General features: G+C 72.4%; 21 protein-coding genes. 12 read left to right on the top strand and 9 right to left on the bottom strand.

All coding sequences use genetic code 11. From position 1 onward, the window contains the following. The first annotated feature begins 2 nt into the window (after positions 1-2). From SPRI_RS04930 to SPRI_RS04915, 4 genes are read left to right on the top strand one after another with little or no spacing between them, the layout of a single operon-like run. On the top strand, positions 3-956 hold the full coding sequence (locus tag SPRI_RS04930) for an ABC transporter permease (RefSeq protein WP_005308987.1): 954 nt from the start codon (positions 3-5) through the stop codon (positions 954-956). After that, entirely contained in the window at positions 953-1,804 is an 852-nt protein-coding gene (locus SPRI_RS04925; RefSeq protein WP_005308984.1) for an ABC transporter permease, read from the top strand. Before SPRI_RS04930 ends, SPRI_RS04925 begins: the two co-directional genes overlap by 4 nt. Before the next feature lie 5 nt (positions 1,805-1,809). Next, on the top strand, positions 1,810-2,859 hold the full coding sequence (locus SPRI_RS04920; RefSeq protein WP_005308981.1) for an ABC transporter ATP-binding protein: 1,050 nt from the start codon (positions 1,810-1,812) through the stop codon (positions 2,857-2,859). Next, entirely contained in the window at positions 2,856-3,713 is an 858-nt protein-coding gene (locus tag SPRI_RS04915) for an ABC transporter ATP-binding protein (RefSeq protein ID WP_037773185.1), read from the top strand. The genes SPRI_RS04920 and SPRI_RS04915 overlap by 4 nt, the downstream gene beginning before the upstream one ends. A gap of 457 nt (positions 3,714-4,170) precedes the next feature. Here the strand turns inward: SPRI_RS04915 and SPRI_RS04910 are convergent, their stop codons facing one another. Beyond that, on the bottom strand, positions 4,171-5,130 hold the full coding sequence (locus SPRI_RS04910; RefSeq protein ID WP_005308975.1) for an FAD-dependent oxidoreductase: 960 nt from the start codon (positions 5,128-5,130) through the stop codon (positions 4,171-4,173). A gap of 62 nt (positions 5,131-5,192) precedes the next feature. Here SPRI_RS04910 and SPRI_RS04905 point away from each other — a divergent pair, with 62 nt between their 5' ends. The 3 genes from SPRI_RS04905 to SPRI_RS04895 all read left to right on the top strand — a co-directional run bounded on the left by SPRI_RS04905 (position 5,193) and on the right by SPRI_RS04895 (position 8,537). Beyond that, positions 5,193-6,218, top strand: a complete 1,026-nt coding sequence (locus SPRI_RS04905) for a hypothetical protein (RefSeq protein ID WP_005308972.1) — start codon at positions 5,193-5,195, stop codon at positions 6,216-6,218. A gap of 117 nt (positions 6,219-6,335) precedes the next feature. Beyond that, positions 6,336-6,869 carry a TrmH family RNA methyltransferase gene (locus SPRI_RS04900; protein ID WP_037773184.1) on the top strand — a complete coding sequence of 178 codons (534 nt, stop codon included), beginning with the start codon at positions 6,336-6,338 and terminating at the stop codon, positions 6,867-6,869. 30 nt (positions 6,870-6,899) lie between these two features. Beyond that, the gene (locus SPRI_RS04895; RefSeq protein ID WP_053556712.1) at positions 6,900-8,537 is read left to right on the top strand and encodes an ABC-F family ATP-binding cassette domain-containing protein; all 1,638 of its coding nucleotides are present in this window, start codon (positions 6,900-6,902) and stop codon (positions 8,535-8,537) included. Positions 8,538-9,206: 669 nt separating this feature from the next. Here the strand turns inward: SPRI_RS04895 and SPRI_RS04890 are convergent. From SPRI_RS04890 to SPRI_RS04880, 4 genes are all read right to left on the bottom strand, one after another. Then, complete coding sequence (locus SPRI_RS04890; protein ID WP_005308962.1) at positions 9,207-11,588, bottom strand: Tex family protein; 2,382 nt, start codon at positions 11,586-11,588, stop codon at positions 9,207-9,209. A gap of 79 nt (positions 11,589-11,667) precedes the next feature. After that, positions 11,668-11,799: an LPFR motif small protein gene (locus SPRI_RS39720; protein ID WP_259372242.1), complete on the bottom strand. Its 132-nt coding sequence runs from the start codon at positions 11,797-11,799 to the stop codon at positions 11,668-11,670. An 88-nt stretch (positions 11,800-11,887) separates the two neighbouring features. Further along, positions 11,888-12,751 (bottom strand): SCO6745 family protein, encoded by an 864-nt coding sequence (locus tag SPRI_RS04885; protein WP_053556711.1) that lies wholly within the window; start codon positions 12,749-12,751, stop codon positions 11,888-11,890. Positions 12,752-12,861: 110 nt separating this feature from the next. Then, positions 12,862-13,821, bottom strand: coding sequence for an alpha/beta hydrolase family protein (locus SPRI_RS04880; RefSeq protein ID WP_005308953.1), 960 nt, complete (start codon positions 13,819-13,821; stop codon positions 12,862-12,864). Positions 13,822-13,981: 160 nt separating this feature from the next. Between SPRI_RS04880 and SPRI_RS04875 the strand changes: the two genes are divergently transcribed. From SPRI_RS04875 to SPRI_RS04865, 3 genes are all read left to right on the top strand, one after another. Next, on the top strand, positions 13,982-14,596 hold the full coding sequence (locus SPRI_RS04875) for a TetR/AcrR family transcriptional regulator (protein WP_005308950.1): 615 nt from the start codon (positions 13,982-13,984) through the stop codon (positions 14,594-14,596). 222 nt (positions 14,597-14,818) lie between these two features. Next, positions 14,819-15,823, top strand: a complete 1,005-nt coding sequence (locus SPRI_RS04870) for a GlxA family transcriptional regulator (RefSeq protein WP_005308947.1) — start codon at positions 14,819-14,821, stop codon at positions 15,821-15,823. A gap of 24 nt (positions 15,824-15,847) precedes the next feature. Then, positions 15,848-16,489, top strand: a complete 642-nt coding sequence (locus SPRI_RS04865) for a DJ-1/PfpI family protein (protein WP_005308943.1) — start codon at positions 15,848-15,850, stop codon at positions 16,487-16,489. A 37-nt stretch (positions 16,490-16,526) separates the two neighbouring features. Here the strand turns inward: SPRI_RS04865 and SPRI_RS04860 are convergent, their stop codons facing one another. Beyond that, a complete protein-coding gene (locus SPRI_RS04860; protein ID WP_053556710.1) occupies positions 16,527-17,297 on the bottom strand; it encodes an enoyl-CoA hydratase/isomerase family protein in 771 nt (256 codons plus the stop codon). Between the two features lie 82 nt (positions 17,298-17,379). Here SPRI_RS04860 and SPRI_RS04855 point away from each other — a divergent pair, with 82 nt between their 5' ends. Both SPRI_RS04855 and SPRI_RS04850 read left to right on the top strand, forming a co-directional pair. Further along, on the top strand, positions 17,380-18,063 hold the full coding sequence (locus tag SPRI_RS04855; RefSeq protein ID WP_050791414.1) for an HdeD family acid-resistance protein: 684 nt from the start codon (positions 17,380-17,382) through the stop codon (positions 18,061-18,063). A gap of 133 nt (positions 18,064-18,196) precedes the next feature. Continuing rightward, entirely contained in the window at positions 18,197-18,673 is a 477-nt protein-coding gene (locus SPRI_RS04850) for an ATP-binding protein (RefSeq protein WP_037773182.1), read from the top strand. A gap of 30 nt (positions 18,674-18,703) precedes the next feature. Here the strand turns inward: SPRI_RS04850 and idi are convergent, their stop codons facing one another. The 3 genes from idi to SPRI_RS04835 form a co-directional block, all read right to left on the bottom strand. Beyond that, positions 18,704-19,297, bottom strand: coding sequence for an isopentenyl-diphosphate Delta-isomerase (gene idi / locus SPRI_RS04845; RefSeq protein WP_005308932.1), 594 nt, complete (start codon positions 19,295-19,297; stop codon positions 18,704-18,706). A 156-nt stretch (positions 19,298-19,453) separates the two neighbouring features. Next, positions 19,454-20,701, bottom strand: a complete 1,248-nt coding sequence (locus tag SPRI_RS04840) for a bifunctional class I SAM-dependent methyltransferase/N-acetyltransferase (RefSeq protein WP_037773181.1) — start codon at positions 20,699-20,701, stop codon at positions 19,454-19,456. Between the two features lie 216 nt (positions 20,702-20,917). Next, on the bottom strand, positions 20,918-21,859 hold the full coding sequence (locus SPRI_RS04835; protein WP_005308925.1) for a cation diffusion facilitator family transporter: 942 nt from the start codon (positions 21,857-21,859) through the stop codon (positions 20,918-20,920). Positions 21,860-21,936 lie beyond the last annotated feature (77 nt).

The raw sequence follows: 21,936 nt of genomic DNA, 5'->3' as shown, positions 1-21,936 counted from the left end.
CCATGATCGCCGCAATCGGGCGACGGCTCACAGGACTGTTCGCCACACTGCTGGCCGCCTCCTTCGTGATCTTCGCCGCCGTGTACGCCGCCCCCGGTGACCCCGCCGTCTTCCTGGCCGGGGGCCGCGACAAGCTCACCCCCGAGCGGCTGGCCGCCGTCCGGGAGCAGTACCACCTCGACGAGCCGCTGGTCGTCCAGTACGGCCGTTGGCTCTGGGACTGCCTTCACCTCGATCTCGGCCGCTCCTTCCAGTACGGGGACCAGGTCGCCGATCTGCTGGCGGCCCGGTTCCCCACCACCCTCGCCCTCGTCGCCTATGCCACCGTCCTGTTCGTGGTGCTGGGCGTCGGCGCGGGGATCCTCGCCGCGGTCCGCCGCGGCGGCTGGGTCGACTCCGCGGTCGTCGGCGGCACCACCCTCGCCGCGTCCGTCCCCTCGTTCGTCGGCGGCATAGCCCTCGTCGCCCTGTTCGGGGTCCGGCTCGGCTGGTTCCCGGTGACCGGCAGCGGTGAAGGCTTCGCCGGCACCGTCCACCACCTCACCCTGCCCGCCGTCGCCATGGCGCTCGGAGCGCTCGCCGTCATCAGCCGGGTCACTCGCCAGGCCATGGTGGACGCGGGCGCGGCCGACCATGTCGCCGTCGCCCGCGCCTCCGGAATCCCGGAGCGCGAGATCGTCCGCCGGCACGTCCTGCGCAACGCGCTGGGACCGATCATCACCATGTGCGGCCTGGTCACCGCGGGAATGCTCGCCGGGACCGTCGCCATCGAGACCGTCTTCGGGCTGAGCGGCATCGGCTCCCTGCTCGTCGGCGCGATCAACAGCCATGACTTCCCGGTCGCCCAGGCGGTCCTGCTGCTGATGGTCACCGGCTATGTCGTGGTCACCACCGTCGTCGACCTGGTGCACCCGTTGCTCGATCCCCGACTCAAGGCCGTGAGGAGTCCCGCATGACCGCGGTCCCCGCCGGCGGGCTGCTGCCCGTCGCCCATCGCTCCCGCCGCTCCGCCGGAGCGGTCGTGGCGGCCGGATTCCTCGGACTGGTGGTGCTCGCCGCGGTGTTCGCCCCACTGCTCGCCCCGTACCCGCCGGACGCCGTCGACCTGTCGTCCTCCCTCGTCGGCACCGGCGCCGAACATCCGCTCGGCACCGACGCGTCCGGCCAGGACCTGCTCTCCCGCGTGCTGTACGGCACCCGGACGAGCCTGATAGCACCGGTCCTATTGCTGGCGTTCGCGTCCGTCCTCGGCGTCGCCCTCGGCACCCTGGCCGCCTGGCGCGGCGGCTGGGTGGACACGCTGGTGTCGCGTGCCACGGACGTGATGTACGCCTTCCCCGGCCTGCTGTTCGTCGTCCTGATCATCGCCGTGTTCGGCGCCGGGACGACCACGTCCGTGCTGGGGCTCGGTCTCGCCTTCGCCCCCACGATCGCCAAGTACACCCGCAGTGTCGCCCTTTCCGAGCGGGCGAAGCCGTACATCGACGCCTACCGGGTGCAGGGCATGGGCGGCGCGCGGATCTGTGTGCGCCACCTCGTCCCCAACCTCGCACGGTCGATCGCCGGCTACCTCGTCGTCCTGTTCGGCGAGGCCCTGATGAGCCTCGCGACGCTCAGCTATCTGGGCTTCGGCGCCCAGCCGCCCAGCTCCGACTGGGGGCTGATGGTGCAGGAGGGGCAGTCGGCGATCGTGCAGGGCGCCCTGCTGCCCGCGCTGGTGCCGGGCACCGCCATCGCCGCCGTCGTGGTGGCCTTCAACGTCGTCGGGGTCCGCGCCGCCGACCGGCTCGGATCCAGGAGATAGCCGCCATGCTGCTCGACATCGAGAACCTGACCGTACATCTGCCGGGCGCCGCCCGACCGTTGCTGGCGGAGGTGTCCCTCCAGGTCCGCACCGGTGAGGTCGTCGGCCTCGTCGGTGAATCCGGCTCGGGCAAGTCCACCACCGCGAAGGCCGCACTGGGCATCCTGCCCGACGGCGCGCGGACGGAAGGCAGGGTGCTGGTCGACGGCGCGGACGTGCTGCCGATGACCGGCACGCGCCTGCGCGAGCACCGTGCCCGCACGGTGGCCATGGTCCACCAGGACCCGCGCTCCGCCCTCAATCCCGTGCGCCGGGTCGGGGACTTCCTCGTCGAAAGGCTGGTCCGCCCCGGTGAAGGCTCCGGTAGGGAGCGGCGCAGAGCGCTGGGGACCGCGATCGGACTCCTCGACGCCGTCGGCCTGCCCGACCCCGAACGGCGCGTCAGGCAACGGCCGCACGAGATGTCAGGAGGAATGCTGCAGCGCGTCGTCATCGCCGGTGCGCTCGCCGCCGAGCCGCGTCTGCTCCTCGCCGACGAGGCCACCAGCGCCCTGGACGTCACCACCCAGGCGGAGATCCTCGCCCTGCTGCGCCGGCTGCGCGAACAGCGGGAGCTGGGCATGCTGTTCATCACCCACGACCTGCACCTCGCCGCGGCCTACTGCGACCGCGTGTATGTGATGTACGCGGGCCGTGTCGTCGAGGAGCAGCAGGCCCAACGCCTCTTCGCCCACGCCCGGCACCCGTACACCAGGGGCCTGCTGGACTGCTCGCCCGAACTGGGCGGGACACCACGGGCGATCCGTCCGATACCCGGCCGGCCCCCGTCGCTCGCGGACGCCTTTCCCGGCTGCCCGTTCACGGCACGCTGCCCCCACAGCGAGCCCACGTGCGAGACGTGGACCCCGGAGCCGCTGCCACTGGCCGACGCCGGCACGGCCGCCTGCCGCCGGATCGGCGAACTGCCCCCGGGTGGTCCACTCGACAAACCGGCGACAGGCACCACCGAGGATCACGCACAACCGTCCGAACCGGCCGTCAGGAGCACACCATGAACGACGACAGCCCGCGGAACGGCACGTCCCTGCTCGTCGTCGACGGGCTCCGTAAGACCTTCCGGCTACCGGGCGGCGGCACGCTCACCGCGGCCGACCGGGTCTCCTTCACCCTGCCCGAGGGCGGTTCCGTCGGCATCGTCGGAGAGTCGGGCTCAGGCAAGAGCACCGTGGCCCGCATGCTCGCCGGTCTCGAGAGACCCGACGCCGGCACCGTCACCGTGAACGGCCGGGACCGGCACACCGCGCGCCGTGGCGGGCGCTCCCGCCGCGAACGGCTGGCCCGCGCACGCGAGATCCAGATGGTCTTCCAGGACCCCTACGTCTCGCTGGACCCGCGCCTCACCGCCGGCCAGTGCCTCCGCACCGCCCTGCGCCTGCACGGGCACCCCGCGGTGGAGGACCGCGTCCGGTCACTCCTGGACCGGGTCGGACTGGGTGCCCGCGAGGCCGACGCCCGGCCGCACGAGCTCTCCGGCGGACAGCGCCAGCGTCTGGCCATCGCGCGCGCCCTCGCCGTCGACCCGCGCATCCTGGTCCTCGACGAGGCGGTCGCGGCGCTCGACGTGTCCATCCAGGCCCAGATCCTCCAGCTCCTCGCCGAGATCAGGGAGGACACGGGTGTGGCCCTGGTCTTCGTCGGTCACGACCTGGCCGTCGTGCAGCACATCACGGACGAGACCGTCGTCATGCGCAGGGGCACCGTGGTCGAACAGGGGCCGACGGACCGGGTGCTGCGCACACCGCGGCACGCGTACACACGGCTGCTGCTCAGCTCCGTCCCGCACCAGGACTGGGACCCCTCGGACGTGGTCCGTGCCCGGGCCGGGGCGGCGAGGGCGGAGGCGGTTTGAGCGACGGCCGGCCCGGGGGACGGCGGGCCGTCGCGGTGCGCTGTCCGGCCCGGACACGCGGCATGCAAGAACCTACGAGACGGGCTCCCTGCGCCGGCATTGTCCGGATCAGGTGGTGGGGGTCGTCCTCCGGTCCTGAAACCTTCGGACCTCTCAGCCCGACCGTCGACGTCGGCCCCGGCGGGTAACTCCGCCGAAGTCGGCTACTCCGGTCGAACTCCCTCGCTCGCCTCGTAGGCCGCTACCAGAATAACTCTCTGCATATGCCGTCAAAAGGGGTTAAGAGGAGAAAATCGGACTCTTTTCCGGGTGGGTACCGTGCTCGGCGAGGCCGTGTCACCCGGTGCGGCACATGATCGGCCCCACCTGTCCTCGGCACGTGGCTCGCCACCCGCACTCGCCACCAAGCCACCCCCCGGAACGCCTGGGACACGCCCCGCCGGATGAGCCCCGCCGCCTACCCGACGAGCGCGGCCGCTGCCTGCGCGCAACCCCAGGCGACGGTGATGCCGGCCCCGCCGTGGCCGTAGTTGTGGACCAGCAGTGCCCCTCCCGGAAGGCGCTCCGACTCGATCCGTACGCCGGTGTCCCGGGCGGGCCGCAGACCGACGCGGTGCCCGAGCACCTTGGCCCGGCCGACCTCGGGACGGATGCGGGCGCACCGCTCGACGATGGCCGCCGCCGTGGCCTCTTGGGGCTCCAGGTCCCATGAGTCCTCCTCGGCGGTGCCGCCCAACAGCAGCCGTCCGGGCTGCGGAAGGAGGTACGTCGTCGCGCTCGACGCGTGGTCCACCGCGGTGAACCACTCCTCGACGCCCGGGTTCTCCACCACCACCAACTGCCCGCGGACCGGCCGTACGGACGGGTCCGGCACCAGCTCGCGCGCCCCGAGACCGGTGCAGTTGACCACGACGGACGCCCCGCTCTCCGACCGTGCCTGTGCGAGGGATGCGGCCTCGCGCGCCTCCACGGTGCCGCCCGCGGCCTCCAGCCGCCGCAGCAGCCAGCCGAGATGGACGGGCATGTCGATCAGCGGGGTCCGGGCGCGCAGACCGGAGGAGAATCCCGGCGGCAGCTCCGGGGGGCCCACCTCCCGCAGCCCTTCGACCCGCGCGGCCCAGGGACCGAGCCCCGCGAGACGGGTGTCCGCGTGGACGCCGGGCACCAGCCGTACGCCCGTCTCCTCCGGCCGGTCCGACAGTGCCTCGTACACCCTCAGCGATTCCAGGGACCACTCGCCGACCAGCTTCTCCGGCTCGATGCGATACGGCCACCACAGCCCGCCCGCCACGGCCGAAGTGGTCATGCCGGCGGGATCCCGTGACCACACCCGCACCCGCTTGCCGCTCTCCGCCAGCACCAGGGCCGTGGTCAGTCCCACCGCCCCGCCGCCCAGGACCAGTACGTCGCCGCTCATGCCGGGACCGTAGCCCATGGCCTGCATGCTCAGAAGACCGCACGGCTGGGCAGACTCACGGCATGTCTGCCGAGTACGCGACCTTCGGGCTGGCGCCGGCGATGCGAACCGGGGGAGTCCTCGCCGACGGTGCCTACCAGGTGCACCGGGACTTCACCGACTTCATCGTCGACGGCCGGCCGCTGCTCCACCGGCTGAGCGACCTCGACGCGGTCTCGCCGCTGGCCTCCGACATCCCGCCCGCCGTCTTCACCGACCATCTCCGCCGGCTGCTGCTCGAGGCGGAGGCACCTCTGAGCGACGGCAGGTATGTGATCTACGGCTGTCCCGAGTGCGAGGGGCTCGAGTGCGGGGCCGTCACCGCCGTCATCGAGAGGGACGGCGACGACGTCGTCTGGCGGGACTTCGCCTGGCAGACCGAGGAGACGGCCGATCTGGAACTCAACGGCTACCACGGCATCGGACCGTTCCGTTTCCGCGGCGAGGAGTACCGGGCGGCGCTGGAGCAGCTGCTGCCCGGCCCGGAAGAGGCCGCCGACCGCCGCCGTGTCCTCCTGATCGGCGCGCGGGTCGCCGTCCTCGCCAAGCTCGCCGCAGCCCTGCGGTCCATCGGCATCGGGGCCGACATCGCCCACGACGCGGCCGGAGTCCCGGCCGAGGAGCTCGGCGCGTACCAGGTCGTCGCCTTCGGCCGGGCGGTCACGGACGCGGACCGGGCCGCGGTGCGGGAGGCTTTCGCACGTGCCGGCGCCCAGGTGGAGTACGTGGACGGGCTCGCGCCGGTCGTCCCGCTGCTGGTGGCGCAGATCGAGCTGGCCCTGGACCGCAGTCCGGTCGGGCAGCGGCGGCTGAGAGGACTCGTGGCGGAGGGCGGGGAGGCGGTGGTCGAGGTGGCCTCCGAATGCCGGGTCCGGCTGGTGGCCTACCGCCTCGACGCGCTGTACCGCACCAGGGTCCGGGAGCTGTTCGACGGGACGCTTCAGCCCGGTGCGCACCGAATTCCGCTGGACGCCAAGGCGGTCAAGGGACGATCCTTCGTCGTGGCACGCACCATGGGGGGTGTGCTCGTCACGCCGGTGGCGCGATGATCCGACAAGAGGCCCGGGCGAGCCGATGAATCGCCGCCGCATGCATCACTCACGTCACGTACATCACACGCCTCGCACGTGCGCGCCCCTGAACCGGAGGTCCGCCTCCCCGCGCCCATGAGCGCGAACCGAAGCGGACCCGCCTTCCGCACCCGTGCGCCCGACGAACTGCGCCGAAGCCGGCGCCCGAGGGCCCATTCCTGCTGGGACCATCTCTACGCGGCGCCCCTGTGGCCCCTGCACGGCGCGAACCTGGGCACCCTCGCCCGCACCTGCGACGCGGTCGGTGCGTGCATCACCGTCCCGCGGTTCCCGTGGGTGCCGGAAGCGCTCGCCCGCGGCAACACCCTCCGCAAGCCGGTCTGCACCCACCGGACCGGCGACCCGCTGGGATGGCTGGCCCGGCAGCGGGAGCGGGGCGCGCGCATCGTGGGCGTCGAGCTGGCCGACGAGGCCGTCCGCCTCGCCGACCTCGCTCCGGCGCGCAGCCCGACGGTCATGGTCCTCGGCCATGAGCAGCACGGGATTCCACCGGAGGCGCTCGACCTCCTCGACGAGTGCGTGGAGATCCCGATGGTCGGCACCGGCTCCAGCCTGAACGTGGCCGTCGCCGGCTCCCTCGCCCTGTACAAACTCGCCGGACTCCTCTGACCCGCAAGAAGCCCTAGGATTCACTCCCTGATGACTGCAACTCTCGTCGCCAAGGATCTCGCCGCCGGCCACGGCGACCGCTCGCTCTTCGCCGGGCTCGACCTCGTCGTCGCACCCGGCGACGTGATCGGTCTCGTCGGTGTCAACGGAGCGGGCAAGTCCACCCTGCTGCGTCTGCTCGCCGGCCTCGACCGGCCGAAACAGGGCGAGCTGCGGCTCTCCCCGCCGACCGCGACCGTCGGCCACCTCCCGCAGGAGCCCGAGCGCCGCGAAGGGGAGACCGTCCGGGCCTTCCTCGCCCGGCGCACCGGCGTCGCGGCCGCGCAGACCGCCATGGACGACGCCGCCCAGGGCCTGGCCGACGGCGTCGCGGGGGCGGACGACGCCTACGCCACCGGCCTGGAGCGCTGGCTCGACCTCGGCGGCGCGGACCTGGACGAGCGTGCCGAGGAGGTCGCCGCCTCGCTCGGCCTCACCGTCGACCTCGACCAGCCGATGACGTCCCTGTCGGGCGGCCAGGCCGCCCGCGCGGGCCTCGCCTCCCTGCTGCTGTCCCGCTACGACCTGTTCCTGCTCGACGAGCCGACCAACGACCTCGATCTGAACGGTCTCGAGCGCCTCGAGACCTTCGTCCAGGGCCTGCGTGCCGGCACGGTCGTGGTCAGTCACGATCGCGAGTTCCTCACCAGGACCGTCACGAAGGTCCTCGAACTGGACCTCGCCCAGCAGCAGATCACCCTCTACGGCGGCGGCTACCAGGCCTACCTGGAGGAGCGCGAGACCGCCCGCCGGCACGCCCGCGAGGAGTACGACGAGTACTCCGACAAGCGTGCCGCCCTCGAGGGCCGCGCCCAGATGCAGCGGAACTGGATGGACAAGGGCGTCAAGAACGCCCGCCGCAAGGCCACCGACAACGACAAGATCGGCCGCAAGATGCGGAGCGAGGCGAGCGAGAAGCAGGCCGCCAAGGCACGCCAGACGCAGCGCATGATCGAACGGCTCGACACGGTGGAGGAGCCCCGCAAGGAGTGGGAGCTGCGGATGGAGATCGCCGCCGCCCCGCGCTCCGGCTCGGTGGTCGCCACCCTCCGCGAGGCGGAGGTGCGGCGCGGTGACTTCCGGTTCGGCCCGGCGTCGTTGCAGATCGACTGGGCGGACCGCGTGGCCGTCACCGGCGCCAACGGCTCCGGCAAATCGACGCTGCTCGCCGCGCTGCTCGGCCGCCTTCCGCTCGACGCGGGACACGCGTCGCTCGGCTCCGGTGTCGTCGTCGGCGAGGTCGACCAGGCCCGCGGACTCTTCTACGGCACCGAGACGCTGCTGGACGCCTTCTGCGCGGCCGTCCCCGGCACGGAGCCGGCCGAGGTCCGCACACTGCTGGCCAAGTTCGGTCTGAAGGCCGCCCATGTGATGCGCCCGGCGACGACCCTGTCACCGGGCGAACGGACCCGTGCCGCGCTCGCCCTGCTCCAGGGACGCGGCGTCAATCTGCTGGTGCTGGACGAGCCCACCAACCATCTCGACCTGCCCGCCATCGAACAGCTCGAGGCGGCGCTCGACTCGTACACGGGCACGCTGCTGCTGGTCACCCACGACCGACGGATGCTGGACGCCGTCCACGTCACCCGCCGCATCGAGGTGGCCGACGGCAAGGTCACCGAGCTCTGACCACCGGCGTCTCCGCCCCGCCCGGTCCGATGCGGTCCCGCTGACGGGGCGGCGGTGACCCGGCCGGCGCGGTCGGGCGCGTACCCGGTGGCTCAGCGTCTGCGGGCCTGCTGCGGTACGGCTGGCGGGGCGGCGGTGACCCGTCCGGCCGCGGTCGCGCGCGTATCCGGCGGCTCAGCGTCTGCGGCCTGCTGCGGTACGGCTGACCCGGCGGCTGCGACCCGCCGGCTGCGGTCGCGCGTATCCGGTGGCTCAGTGTCTGCCCGCCTGCTGCGGTACGGCTGACCCGGCGGCGGCTGCGACCCGCCGGCCGCGGTCGAGGTCGCTCGGCGGCTCCGCGAGGGCCGACCCACGCGGTCCGGCACACCTGTCGGTCACAGGAGCGGTCGCGCTGAGGCAGCGACTGCGCCCGGCCGGACGCTGCATGGGCGACGGGGTGGCTCCGACCCGGCCGGACGCTGCATGGGCGACGGGGTGGCTCCGACCCGGCCGACCCCCGCGGTCCCGCCCTTCCGGTGGCTCCGGCCCGGCGGGGCCTGACGCGGCACGGCTGCCGCCCGCCCCGGCCCGGCCGGTGCGTCGCCGGCCCCACCCGCCCGTTCCGGAGCGGCCGGAGGCGGTACGCCCGCGCCCGGGGCCGGAAGCGTTCCCGGCCCCGGGCGGCGGACATCAGCGGTTCTTCGGGTCCACCAGACCCGCGCGGCGCAGCGCGTCCGCCATCGCGCTGTTCGACGGGGCCGGGGCCTGGCGCGGTGCGCCGGCACCACGACGGTCGCCGCCGCCACCACGGCGCTCGCGACCGCCACCGCCGCCCTGGCGCTGCTGCGGCGGACGTCCGCCGCGCTCACGCCGGGGCGCACCCGCGTCCGCCGGCTGCGCCGTCGCCATGTCGTCCAGCCGCAGCGTCAACGAGATCCGCTTGCGCGGGATGTCGACGTCGAGCACCTTCACCTTCACCACGTCGCCCGACTTGACCACGTCGCGCGGGTCCTTGACGAAGGTCTTGGACATCGCCGACACATGCACCAGGCCGTCCTGGTGGACACCGACGTCCACGAACGCGCCGAACGCGGCGACATTGGTGACCACGCCCTCCAGCACCATCCCGGAGGCCAGGTCGCCGATCTTCTCGACGCCCTCCTTGAAGGTGGCCGTCCTGAACGCCGGCCGGGGGTCGCGACCGGGCTTCTCCAGCTCCCGCAGGATGTCCGTCACGGTCGGCAGACCGAAGGTCTCGTCCACGAACTCCGCGGGCCGCAGCGACCGCAGCACGGACGTGTTGCCGATGAGGGACGCCACCTCTCCACCGGTCGTCTTCACCATCCGCCGCACCACCGGATACGCCTCCGGGTGCACGCTCGACGCGTCCAGCGGGTCGTCACCGCCGCGGATGCGCAGGAAGCCCGCGCACTGCTCGTACGCCTTCGGGCCGAGGCGTGCCACGTCCTTGAGCGCCTTGCGGGAACGGAAGGGACCGTTGGAGTCGCGGTGCGCGACGATGTTCTCCGCCAGTCCGGCGCCGATGCCGGAAACGCGTGAAAGCAGCGGCGCGGACGCCGTGTTGACGTCGACGCCGACGCCGTTCACACAGTCCTCGACCACCGCGTCGAGCGACCGCGACAGCTTCACCTCCGACAGGTCGTGCTGGTACTGCCCGACGCCGATCGACTTCGGGTCGATCTTGACCAGCTCGGCCAGCGGGTCCTGCAGCCGGCGTGCGATGGAGACGGCCCCGCGCAGCGACACGTCGAGACCGGGCAGCTCCTGCGAGGCGAAGGCCGACGCGGAGTACACGGAGGCGCCTGCCTCTGACACCATCACCTTGGTCAGGTTCAGCTCCGGATGCCGGGTGATCAGGTCGCCGGCCAGCTTGTCGGTCTCGCGGGAGGCCGTGCCGTTGCCGATCGCCACCAGCTCGACGGCGTGCTCCTTGGCGAGACGTGCCAGCTTCGCGAGCGACTCGTCCCACTTGTTCGCGGGAACGTGCGGATAGATTGTGTCGGTGGCGACCACCTTGCCGGTCGCGTCGACGACGGCGACCTTCACTCCCGTACGGAAGCCGGGGTCGAGGCCGAGGGTGGCGCGGGTGCCCGCCGGGGCGGCGAGCAGCAGGTCGCGCAGGTTGGCCGCGAAGACGCGCACCGCCTCGTCCTCGGCGGCCGTCCGCAGCCGCAGCCGCATGTCGATGCCGAGGTGCACCAGGATCCTGGTGCGCCAGGCCCAGCGCACGGTGTCGCCGAGCCATTTGTCGCCGGGCCGCCCGCGCTGCGCGACGCCGAAGCGGGCCGCGACGATGCCCTCGTAGGACGAGGGCCCGTCGGTCGGCTCCTCCGGCTCCAGGACCAGGTCGAGGACCTCTTCCTTCTCACCGCGGAACATCGCGAGGATCCGGTGGGAGGGCAGTTCTGTGAAGCCCTCCGAGAAGTCGAAGTAGTCGGCGAACTTGGCGCCCGCCTCCTCCTTGCCCTCCCGGACCTTCGCGGCGAGCCGGCCGCGGGTCCACATCCGCTCGCGCAGTTCGCCGATGAGGTCGGCGTCCTCGGAGAAACGCTCCGTCAGGATGGCGCGCGCGCCGTCGAGCGCGGCGGGGGCGTCCGCGACCCCCTTGTCCGCGTCGACGAACGCCGCGGCGGCCGCGAGCGGGTCGACCGACGGGTCGCTCAGCAGGCCCTCCGCCAGCGGCTCGAGCCCCGCCTCACGCGCGATCTGAGCCTTGGTACGCCGCTTGGGCTTGAACGGCAGGTAGATGTCCTCCAGCCGTGCCTTGGTGTCGGCGGCCCGGATCCGGGCCTCGACCTCTTCCGTGAGCTTGCCCTGCTCGCGCACGGACTCCAGGATCGCGGTGCGCCGCTCCTCCAGCTCCCGGAGGTACCGCAGCCGTTCCTCGAGCGTGCGCAGCTGCGCGTCGTCGAGCATCTCGGTCGCTTCCTTGCGGTAGCGAGCGATGAACGGCACGGTCGACCCGCCGTCGAGCAGCTCGACGGCCGCCTTCACCTGCCGCTCGCGTACGCCGAGCTCCTCGGCGATCCTGCCTTCGATGGACGTCGTCACGGTTCCCCGACTCGCCTTCTCGTGCTCGCTGTACTTGAGAGTGCATTGTGCCGGGTGGCCGGGGGCCGTGTCGCGTGCCTCAGGCGCGCCGTGTCCTGCCGCCGCGCGAGGCTCCGCCGAAGAGGCGGGCCAGGAGCCGGAACGGCAGCGTCACCACGGTGGCGATCGCCGAACCGACCGTACGAAGTGCGTCTGCAATGGCGCTGAGCACGATTGACCTCCAATGACGGGGGGTTGGACTACGTCGGGTAGCCGGGATCGCCTCTGCGTAAACGTTCCCGCCGCCCCCGTCCCGTGACTCAGCCCTTGCCGGTGAGGTCCTCCGGGAACGCACCCGCGACCGCCGCGGTCGTCAGGAAGCCGCGGCCGAGTTCCGTGAGACGTTCGACGCCCTGGGCGCCCAGGTGCTCGTACGGTGCCCGGTCGAGCCGGTCGGTGTGCTCCTCCAGCTCGGCCCGCAGCGCGGTGCCCGCCTCCGTCAACTCGCCTTCTGCGTCGAGCAGTCCGCGTTCCCGCAGCCGGGACTGCGCCGCCTCCCAGTCGGTCCGCCCCCAGCCGCGGGTGGCGAGGATCCAGCGGGGTGCCATGCCTTTGCCCGTGGCGGTGTGGCTCACCAGCGCCTCGAGCGGGTCGAGACCGGCGGCGAGCAGCGCCGCGAGGTGACCGTCGCCGCGGTGTTCCCGCAGCAGGGTCGCCGCGTGCCAGTAGGCCAGGTGCGGTTCGTCCGGCACGGGCAGGTCGGCGTGGGCGGCGTAGAGCGGACGGGCGTGACGGGTGCACGCCTCGGCCGCGCGCAGCGCCAGAGCCGCCGCCTCCGCCATCTCGGGGGAGGCGACGGTGTCGTCGCCGAGCAGCCGCCGCAGGGTGGTGTCGGCGGCGCGCAGCCGCGCGTCGAGCACCGCCTGGGGGGAGGCGGTGTCCCAGACGGCCGGCAGATGCTTGGCGATCAGCTCGTGGTTGAAGTTGTAGAACGCGGCGGCCACCGCGCCCGGCCCGACCGCGCCCATCGCGGCGCCGCGTCCCGCGAAGTAGGCGGCGCTCGCGTCCTCTATGCCGATCCGGGCGAGCTCGGCGGCGAAGTCGGGCGAGAAGTAGACGGTCGAGTGCAGCGGGTTGAGGGCGTTGTGGCAGCGGCGTCCCGCGCGCGGGTGCAGAGAAGTCATGGCCGCACATTACCGACTGGTCGGTACGGGTGGAAGCCGCCCGTCGGGCCGGGGGAGAAGGGGCCGGCTGTACGTTCCCGCCGGCCGGTTCGGGGCGGCGGCTCCTCGTCCTACTTGGACTCGACCCGTCCGAGCGGGTCGGGTGCGGCGGACAGGGCGTCGCACGCCGCCTTCCAGGCGGAGTCCCCTGGATGGAGCTCACTGCGCAGGTAGGCGATGGAGAGCCCGGCGACCGCTGCGACCCGCTCGGGATTCTCGTCCGTGGTCTCGGCGACGTCGTATCCGGAGACTCCTCCGAGCCCGTGCTCCGCGTCGAACAGAGTGAGCAGGGACTTGGGCCCCGGCGAGAGTGTGTAGGGGTCGGCGTGCCAGTCCGGCCCGCGAACCGTCAGGAAGGCGGAGTCGTCCTTGTCCCCGGCGACCACGAGCGTGGGCGTCGTCATTTCGGAGAAGTCCGTGGTCAGGAAGAACGAGTAGTTCTTGGCCGTGAATTCGGTGAGGGCGTCACCGCCCCTGCCGGGCGCGGCGAGCAGCACACCCGCCTTGATCCGGGGCTCCTTCAGGTCCACGGTCGTTCCGTCGCGCGGATCGGTGAGGCGTGCACCCAGCAGCAGGCTCGCGGTGTGCCCGCCCATCGAGTGCCCGGCCACGGCGACCCGGCTCCGGTCGAGGCGCCCGAGGAGCGGCGGGACGGCTGCCTCGATCTCGTCGAGCCGGTCCAGGATGCGCTTCATGTCCTCGACCCGTGAGCGCCAGTGCGCCGGCGCCCTGCGGGTGTCGGGACGCGGGCTCAGTGTCCTGGAGTCCAGATGGGTCGGCTGGATCACGACGAAGCCGTGCGCCGCCCAGAAGTTCGCGAGGGGGGCGTAGCCGTTCAGTGAGGAGAGGTTGTTCGAGAAGCCGAGACCGTGCGAGAGAAGGATGATCGGCAGCTCGCTCCCTGCCACCGGGGCGGATACCCGCATCTGCAGGTCCACGGTGCGGCCGGGAGCCGGCAGCACCACCGGGCCCACCGAGAGGACGGGCGTGGTCGAAACGGGGGTGTCGGTCGCGAAATCGGCTTGGCTCATGACGGGAATGTCCCTTCGGCGGCCTCTGTCCCCGCTTCGAGTGCGGGCGGGCGAGGCGGTCCCGAGTACCCGGCTTCGGCTATCCTGAAGCGGAGCGCTGTTCCGTTTAATATACGGAGCAGTGTTCCGTTTAGTCAACGCCCCAGGGAAGGAGAGCGCGGTGCCCACAGCGGACCGGTCCGAAGGAGAGCCGTCCCGAGGAAGGCGGGCCGACGCGCTGCGCAATCAGCAGACTGTGCTCACCGCCGCCGCCGAGGAGTTCGTCATCTCCGGCGTGGATGCGCCCATCCGCCGGATCGCGGCCCGGGCGGGCGTCGGGATGGCCACGATCTACCGCCACTTCCCGACCCGGGCGGACCTCGTCACCGCCGTCTACCGCCACCAGATCGAGGCATGCGCGGAGGCCGGCCCGAACCTGCTGGCCGACACCGACTCCCCGTTCGACGCACTGCGCCGGTGGATCGACCTCTTCGTCGATTTCCTGGTCACCAAGCACGGGCTCGCCGATGCCCTCCAGTCCGACAGCGACCGCTTCGCCGCGCTGCACACCCACTTCCTCGACCGACTGCTGCCCGTCTGCGCCCATCTGCTCGACGCCGCGGTCGAAGCCGGCGAGGTCAGACCCGGCGTACAGCCCTACGAACTGATGCGAGGCATCGGAAACCTCTGCGTCGGACGGGACAGCGACCCCCGCTACGACCCGCGCCGGTTGATCGACCTGCTCCTCCAGGGGCTGCGGCAACCGCAGTCACCCGGCGTCGACGACGTCCGATGACCGCTTCCGCGTCGGCCGGGTGACGGGTCGCCTCCCCCGGCGCGGCCGCGAACCCCACGACGAGGGACGAGGAGCTGCGGCGGAACTGCCTGCGCACCCCCGAATAGGCGCCGCGCACCTGCCGTCGACCCACGCCCCGGCAGCGGTCGACGGCGACGATGGCAGGAAAGGTGGGGTTCTCGTCATTGCAGACATCACGCCGCCACGAGAAGGATGGAGCTCGTGACGGAGCCGACGACAGAACCGGCGGGCCGGGCGACGGGGCGGACGCTGCTCGTCGTCCTCTTCGACGGCGTGCAGAGCCTTGATGTGACGGGACCGGTCGAGGTCTTCGAGGGGGCCCGCCGGGCATGCGGCGACCGGTCCGCGTACCGGATCCGTACCGCCTCGCTCGACGGCTCGCCCGTGCGGACCTCCAGCGGACTCACGCTGGTCCCCGACGCGGGCCTCGCCGGCGAACCCGCGCCCCACACACTCCTCGTCCCCGGCGGCGAGGGCACCCGCCGGCCTGATCCCCGCCTGGTCGACTGGCTCCGCGACCGGGCGCCGGCCGCCGGACGCCTGGTGTCCGTGTGCACCGGCGCGCTGCTTCTCGCGGAGGCCGGGCTGCTCGACGGCCGCCGCGCCACCACCCACTGGGCCGTCTGCGACCACCTCGCCGGCACCTATCCGAAGGTCCGGGTCGAGCCCGACCCGATCTTCGTCCGCGACGGCCGGCTCTCCACCTCCGCGGGTGTCACGGCGGGGATCGACCTCGCGCTCGCGCTGGTGGAGGAGGACCTCGGCCGGGAGGTCGCCCTCACCGTCGCCCGTCATCTGGTCGTCTTCCTGCGGCGCCCCGGCAACCAGTCCCAGTTCAGCGCACAGCTCGCCGCCCAGACCGCGCGCCGCGAACCCCTGCGGTCCGTGCAGCACTGGGTCACCCAGCACCCGGAGGCCGACCTCTGCGTGGAGTCGCTCGCGGCCCGCGCGGGCCTCTCGCCCCGGCACTTCGCCCGCGCCTTCCAGGCGGAGACGGGCACGACACCCGGCCGCTACGTGGAACGGGTGCGCCTCGAGCACGCCAGAAGGCTCCTGGAGGACACCGCCGACGGGGTCACGAAGATCTCCCGCGCCTGCGGATACGGCACCACGGAGGCGATGCGGAGGGCATTCGTGAAGGCCCTCGGCGTGGCCCCGGCCGAGTACCGCCGCCGCTTCCGCGGACCCGTACGACCCGCTCGCTGAGACACCCTACGAAGGGAACGCCCCGTGCCCACGCAGATCGCCGTCCTGCTCTTCGACCGTTTCACGGCACTCGACGCCGTCGGCCCCTACGAAATGCTCTGCCGGCTCCCGGACGCCGAGGTCGTCTTCGTCGCCGAACAAACGGGCCCCGTACGGAACGACCGTGACGAGCTCTCGCTCGTCGCGACCAGGACCGTCGGCGAGGTCACCGCGCCGGACATCGTGCTCGTCCCCGGCGGTCCCGGCCAGGACGCCCAGATGCGGAACGGATCTCTGCTGGACTGGCTGCGCGCCGTGGACGTCACCAGCACCTGGACCACGTCGGTGTGCACCGGCTCGCTGCTGCTCGCCGCCGCCGGACTGCTGAAGGGCCGTGAGGCCACCTCGCACTGGCTCGCCCTGGAAGAGCTGGAGCGGCTCGGCGCCAGGCCGACCGGCCGCCGGGTCGTCACGGACGGCAAGTACGTCACGGCCGCCGGCGTCTCCTCCGGCATCGACATGGGCCTCACCCTGGTCGGCAGGCTGGCCGGTGACGAGCACGCCCGGGCCGTGCAGCTGCTCACCGAGTACAACCCGCAGCCGCCCTACGACGCGGGCTCGCCGCTGAAGGCCCCGGCGCATCTGGTCGACGAGTTCCGGGCCAAGAGCCGCTTCGTCCTTCGATAGCCCCGCGCGGTCGGCTCCGGGCACGGTGCCACCGGTGTCAGCCGGCTTCGGGCGTCCAGGCGAAGCGCGGCGTGCGCCGTTCGAGGAAGGCGGCGACCCCCTCCGCGGTGTCGCCGCTGCCGCGCGCCTGCTCCGCCCAGTACGCGTCCCGGTCCGTGCGGCCGGCGGTGAACTCCTTCGCCGCGCACTGCGTGAGCTGCGAGCGCGACACCAGGATCCTGGTGAAGTCCGCCGCCCGCCGGCCCAGTTCGTCCCCCGGCAGCACCTCTTCGACGAGCCCGGTCCGCAGCGCCCGCTCCGTGTCGATCAACTCGCCGGAGAACAGGAGGTACTTGGCCGCGGCCGGACCCACCAGCGCGGCGAGCCGGCGCGTCGACCCCGCCGGGTAGACGATGCCCAGTTTGGCCGGCGTGACCCCGAACAGCGTGTCGCTCTCGGCGAAGCGCAGGTCGCAGGCCGCGGCGAGCTGGCAGCCGCCGCCCACGCAGTAGCCGCGCACCACGGCGAGCGTCGGCTTGGGGAACGCGGCGAGGGCTTCCTCGGCGCGGACCGCGAGCGCCTGCGGGTCCTCGCCGGGCAGCCGCAGTGACGAGATGTCCGCCCCCGCGCAGAACGTCCCGCCCTCGCCGGTCAGCACCAGTGCCCGCACGGCCGGGTCCGCCGCCAGTTCGCCGAGCAGCTCGGGCAGCGCCCGCCACATGTCCGCGGTCATGGCGTTGCGCTTGGCCGGATTGCTGATCACGACGGTGGCGACACCGTCGGCGACGGTGTGCCTGAGACGGGGCGGATGCGTGTTCGGGGACTCCATGCGCGGGATGCTATCCGGCCTGCGCGAACCTATGATCAAGAAGGGGTGCCGCTGACCCGGGGGGTCGCCGAGGAGGCGTCTGATGGCCGGTACCGCGCACGACAAGAAGGCCCGCCGCAGCCGGGAGAAGAGCCTGCGCCGAGGCTTCGGCAGACTGGCCGCGCTCGGCGCGATCCTGGCCGCCGGCGGTCTGGTCGGCCTGGTCTACACGGGCCTCGCGACCCTCACGTCGATGCTTCTGTTCGGCTGGCTGCTGCTGATCTGCGGAATCGTCGGCCTGCTCCACGCGGTCGAGTCCCGCGGCAGCAACTTCTTCTGGCTGGCCGTCGTGGTCGCCGCGCTGAACATCGCGGCCGGCGCCATCGTCATCCGCTATCCGGAGACGGCCGCGGCTAGCCTCACCATGTTCGCCGCCCTGCTGTTCCTGACCGGAGGACTCTTCCGGCTGGTGGGCAGCATGGTGGTCCGCGGCCCGCAGTTCGGCTGGACCCTGGTGCAGGGGGCCTTCGGGCTGCTGCTGGGTGTGCTGGTGCTGGCCGACTGGCCCGACAGCAGCCGCTACGTCCTCGGCACCTTCTTCTCCCTTGCCCTGCTCTTCGACGGCCTGGGCCTGGTCGCGATGGGGATCAGCGGCCGACGGGTCGTCAGCATGGTCACGGAGCCGGGGCAGGGACCCCGGAGGGGCCGGGAAAACGCTGATAAGAGTGCTGAAACGATCGATCCTGGGAAGCGGGCAGAAGGCGGTTCCGACCAGTCACACAACTGACGCTGTCATACGCACCCGGTCAAAACGCGTCGATAGGCGTTCACTTCCGTTCAGCGGTACGGCACGGACCAACTGACTACCAACACTTGCTACCCGAAGGTCAGTGGTACGAGCCGAAGGTGGGTGCCGGACTATGGAGAGCCGCGGGAGCGTGCCGGCCCGGCCGCTGTCGTACGAGGGCGTCTGGCGGTTCACCGCTCCCGCACTCGACGTGTCCGTCCCGCAGGCCCGGCACGCCGTACGGGACCTGCTCGCCCGCCAGGGCGTCCCGGTCGCCGACGACGTGGTACAGGGTCTGCTGCTGATCGTGTCGGAGCTGGTCACCAACACAGTGCGGCACGCCGCTCTGCTCTCGCCGGAGGTCGCCGTCGAGGTCGCCATCGGCACCCACTGGGTGCGCGTGTCGGTCGAGGACAACCATCCCTACCGGCCCAAGGCGCTCGAGACCGACTCCGCGCAGACGGGCGGCAGAGGATTGCTGCTGGTCCGCGAGATCACGCGGGAGGCCGGCGGCGTCTGCGACGTCGAGCACACCGCGAGCGGCGGGAAGATCATCTGGGCGGAGCTGCCGCTGGTGCCGCAGTTCCAGGACGGCGCGGCGCCCGTATGAGGCGCCGCGCCGTGGCGCGGGCGGCGCCGCTCACCAGCCCCCGGCCGGCCCCGTCAGCTCCCTGATCGCGGGCCTGGCCGCGTCCAGCACCGTCATGAACCAGGCGGAGAACGTCGCCCGGCCGTGCAGCTCGGTCAGCTCGTCCGGCGTCACGAAAGCCGTCTCGCCGATCTCCTCCGGATCCGGCAGCAGCGGCGCCTGCACCATTCCGACGAAGAGGTGGTTGTACTCCTGCTCGACCAGCCCCGACTCCGGATCGGGGTGGTTGTAGCGGACCGTGCCGGCCTCGGCGAGCAGCGAGGGCGAGACGCCGAGCTCCTCGTACGTGCGCCGGGCGGCCGCCGCGAAGGGCGCCTCGCCCGGGTACGGGTGACCGCAGCAGGTGTTCGACCAGACACTGGGGGAGTGGTACTTCCCCAGCGCGCGGCGCTGCAGCAGCAGCCGCCCCTGCTCGTCGAAGAGGAACACCGAGAAGGCGCGGTGCAGCTGCCCGGGCGCCTGATGGGCGGCGAGCTTCTCCGCCGTGCCGATGGTGTTGCCCTCCTCGTCGACCAGCTCGAGCAGGATCGCTGGTGATGTGCCGTTCGACGAACTGGTCGCCGCGGTGGCTGGTGTGATCGGCATAACCGTCCTTCGCATCGGTCCTCGGCCCTGCGGTCCTTCCGGAGGAAGGCCCCTGGGCCCCGCTCAGTCTGCCGTACAAAAGCGGCTTGTCCGTACTTCAGTGGCCGCCTGGCATGTCCGCCCCGCCCCGGACCGCGGGGCGGGGCGGACAGCCGGTCAGACGCCGAACGCCGCCGGGTAGCGGACCGTGCCCCGCGGCACGTCGTCGCAGCCGTCGAGCGTCAGCACCATCAGGGCCTCTTCCGGTACCTCGAAAGATGTCCTGATCCCGTGTTTCGCGGCGACCTCGAAACCGAACCGCGGGTAGTACTCCGGATGTCCGAGGACGACGACCGGTCCCTCACCGCGTGACCTCGCCGCGTCGAGCACGGCCCGTACGACCGCCGTGCCCGCGCCCTGCCGCTGGTGGCCCGGCGCGGTCGCCACCGGCGCCAGGGCCAGCGCGGGCGTGCCGCCGATCCGGCACCGGGTGAGCAGCGCGTACGCGGCGACCGACCCGTCCTCGGCCTCCGCCACGTACGACAGCCCCGGCAGCCACGCCTCGGCGTCCTGGCGGAGCGAGTCGACGAGGGCGGCCTCCCCGGGGGTGGGGAACGCGGCGGTGTTGACCGCACGGACGGCCGGGACGTCTGCCACCGTCTCCGGCCGGGTACGCCAGCGGGGATCGGCGGGGCGGAGCACATAGCCGGTGTAGCCGTACTCCGTGCCGTGGTCCCTGCGCATGGCGATCTCCGCGCGGGTCGCGGCCAGTGCCTCCCGCATGCCCGGCGCGCCGGGGTCCGCGGCATCGGCCCGCTCGCCCAGCGGGCCGTAGTACTCGTCCCAGTCGCTCTCTGGCTGTCGGTACAGCCCGAGCACGGTGTAGCCGGCCGCGACGGCCGCCGAGCAGTTGTCGGCCGTGCCGCGCAACGGGTAGTGCGTGTCCCAGAAGGCCCGGGCCTGGGGTGACGGGGCGGCCGAGGTCCATTCGCACTCGGTCAGGACCAGGCTGCCGCCGGGGGAAAGCAGCCGTCGCCACTTCTCGAGCGCGGTGTCGAAGCCGATGCTGTAGGCGGAGCTCTCCGCCCAGATCAGGTCGAACGACCCGTCGGGGAAGGGCAGTTCGCCCATGTCGGCGTGGACGGTGACGATCGAGTCACCGACGCCGCGTGCCACGGCACTGTGCCGCAGCTCGTCCAGGAACGGCTGGTGCAGATCGACCGCCGTCACCAGTGCGCCGGTCCGCTCCGCCAGGAGCAGGGCCGAGCGGCCCGGACCGCAGCCGAGGTCGAGCACACGCGGCCGGTCGGGCAGCGGGCCCACCGTCGTGAGCAGCCGCCGAGTGGTGTCGTCGGAGCCGGGACCCTGCCGCGGAAGACCGTGGTGCAGGGCGAAGAAAGCGTCGTACAAAGCGTTGTCGGACAACGTGGAAACCCTTGTTGACGGGGCTCCGGCCGACGTGCGCGATCGGCCCGGCGGGAAACCGGACGGGATCGGATCAGGGTCGGACGGAAGCCCGGAGGATGAGGAAGGACCGGGCGCTGCGCTGGGCAGCCTCCGCTGCGACGGTCATCAACCTCAGCTCCTCTGGGGGGTCGTGGACGCCTGCGTTCTCGGAAACCCTAGCAGGGGCGGTCCCGCTCAGTGGCAGAGCCTGGCCTCGTGCTCGGCATGCCCGACCGGCTCCAGCTGGAAGGTGCAGTGCTCGACGTCGAAGTGCTCACCGAGGCAGCCCTGGAGGTCGTGCAGCATCTTCTCGTGGCCCACCGAGTCCAGTGCGTCCTGGCTCACGACCACGTGCGCGGAGAGCACCGGCATTCCGGACGTGATCGTCCAGGCGTGCAGGTCGTGCACGTCCACGACGCCGGGCAGGGCCAGTATGTGGGCGCGCACTTCGCCCATGTCGACGCCCTTGGGGGCCGACTCCAGCAGCACGTTCAGCGTCTCCCGCAGCAGCCGCAGGGTGCGCGGCACGATCATCACGCCGATGGCCAGGGAGGCGATCGGGTCGGCGTACTGCCAGCCGGTCGCCAGGATGATCCCCGCGGACACCAGGACGGTCACCGAGCCGAGCGCGTCCGCCATCACCTCGAGATAGGCGCCGCGGACGTTGATGCTCTCCTTCTGGCCCCGCATCAGCAGCGTCAGGGAGACCATGTTCGCCGCCAGGCCGACGACGGCGAAGACGACGGTCAGGCCACCCCGGGTCTCCGCCGGTTCGACGAACCGCTGCACCGCCTCCACGAGCAGGAAACCGCCGACGCCGAGCAGCAGCAGACAGTTGGCCAGCGCCGCGAGGATCTCGGCACGGGCGAACCCGAAGGTGCGGTTCGCCCCGGTGGGCCGGTTGGCGAAGTGGATCGCGAGCAGGGCCATCCCGAGGCCCACGGCGTCCGTCGCCATGTGGGCCGCGTCCGCGATCAGGGCAAGCGAGCCCGACAGCACTCCGCCGACGATCTCCAGCACCATCACGCCGAGCGTGATGGCGAGGGCGATCCGCAGCCGGCTCCGGTGGGCGGCGGCAGCGGTGCCCGTGGGCGGCGGGCCGCCGTGAGTGTGCCCGTGATCGTGCCCTGCCCCCATGTCGATGCCCTTCGCTCTGGTGCGCTTCGCTCGGCCGAGAGCCAAGTCAACTACGGGTGGGGGGTATCGGGCAACAC

It is taken from the genome of Streptomyces pristinaespiralis, assembly GCF_001278075.1.
Lineage (GTDB): Bacteria > Actinomycetota > Actinomycetes > Streptomycetales > Streptomycetaceae > Streptomyces > Streptomyces pristinaespiralis.
The sequence above is the reverse complement of the archived record's forward strand: the minus strand, read 5'-3'. Positions and strand labels throughout refer to the sequence as shown.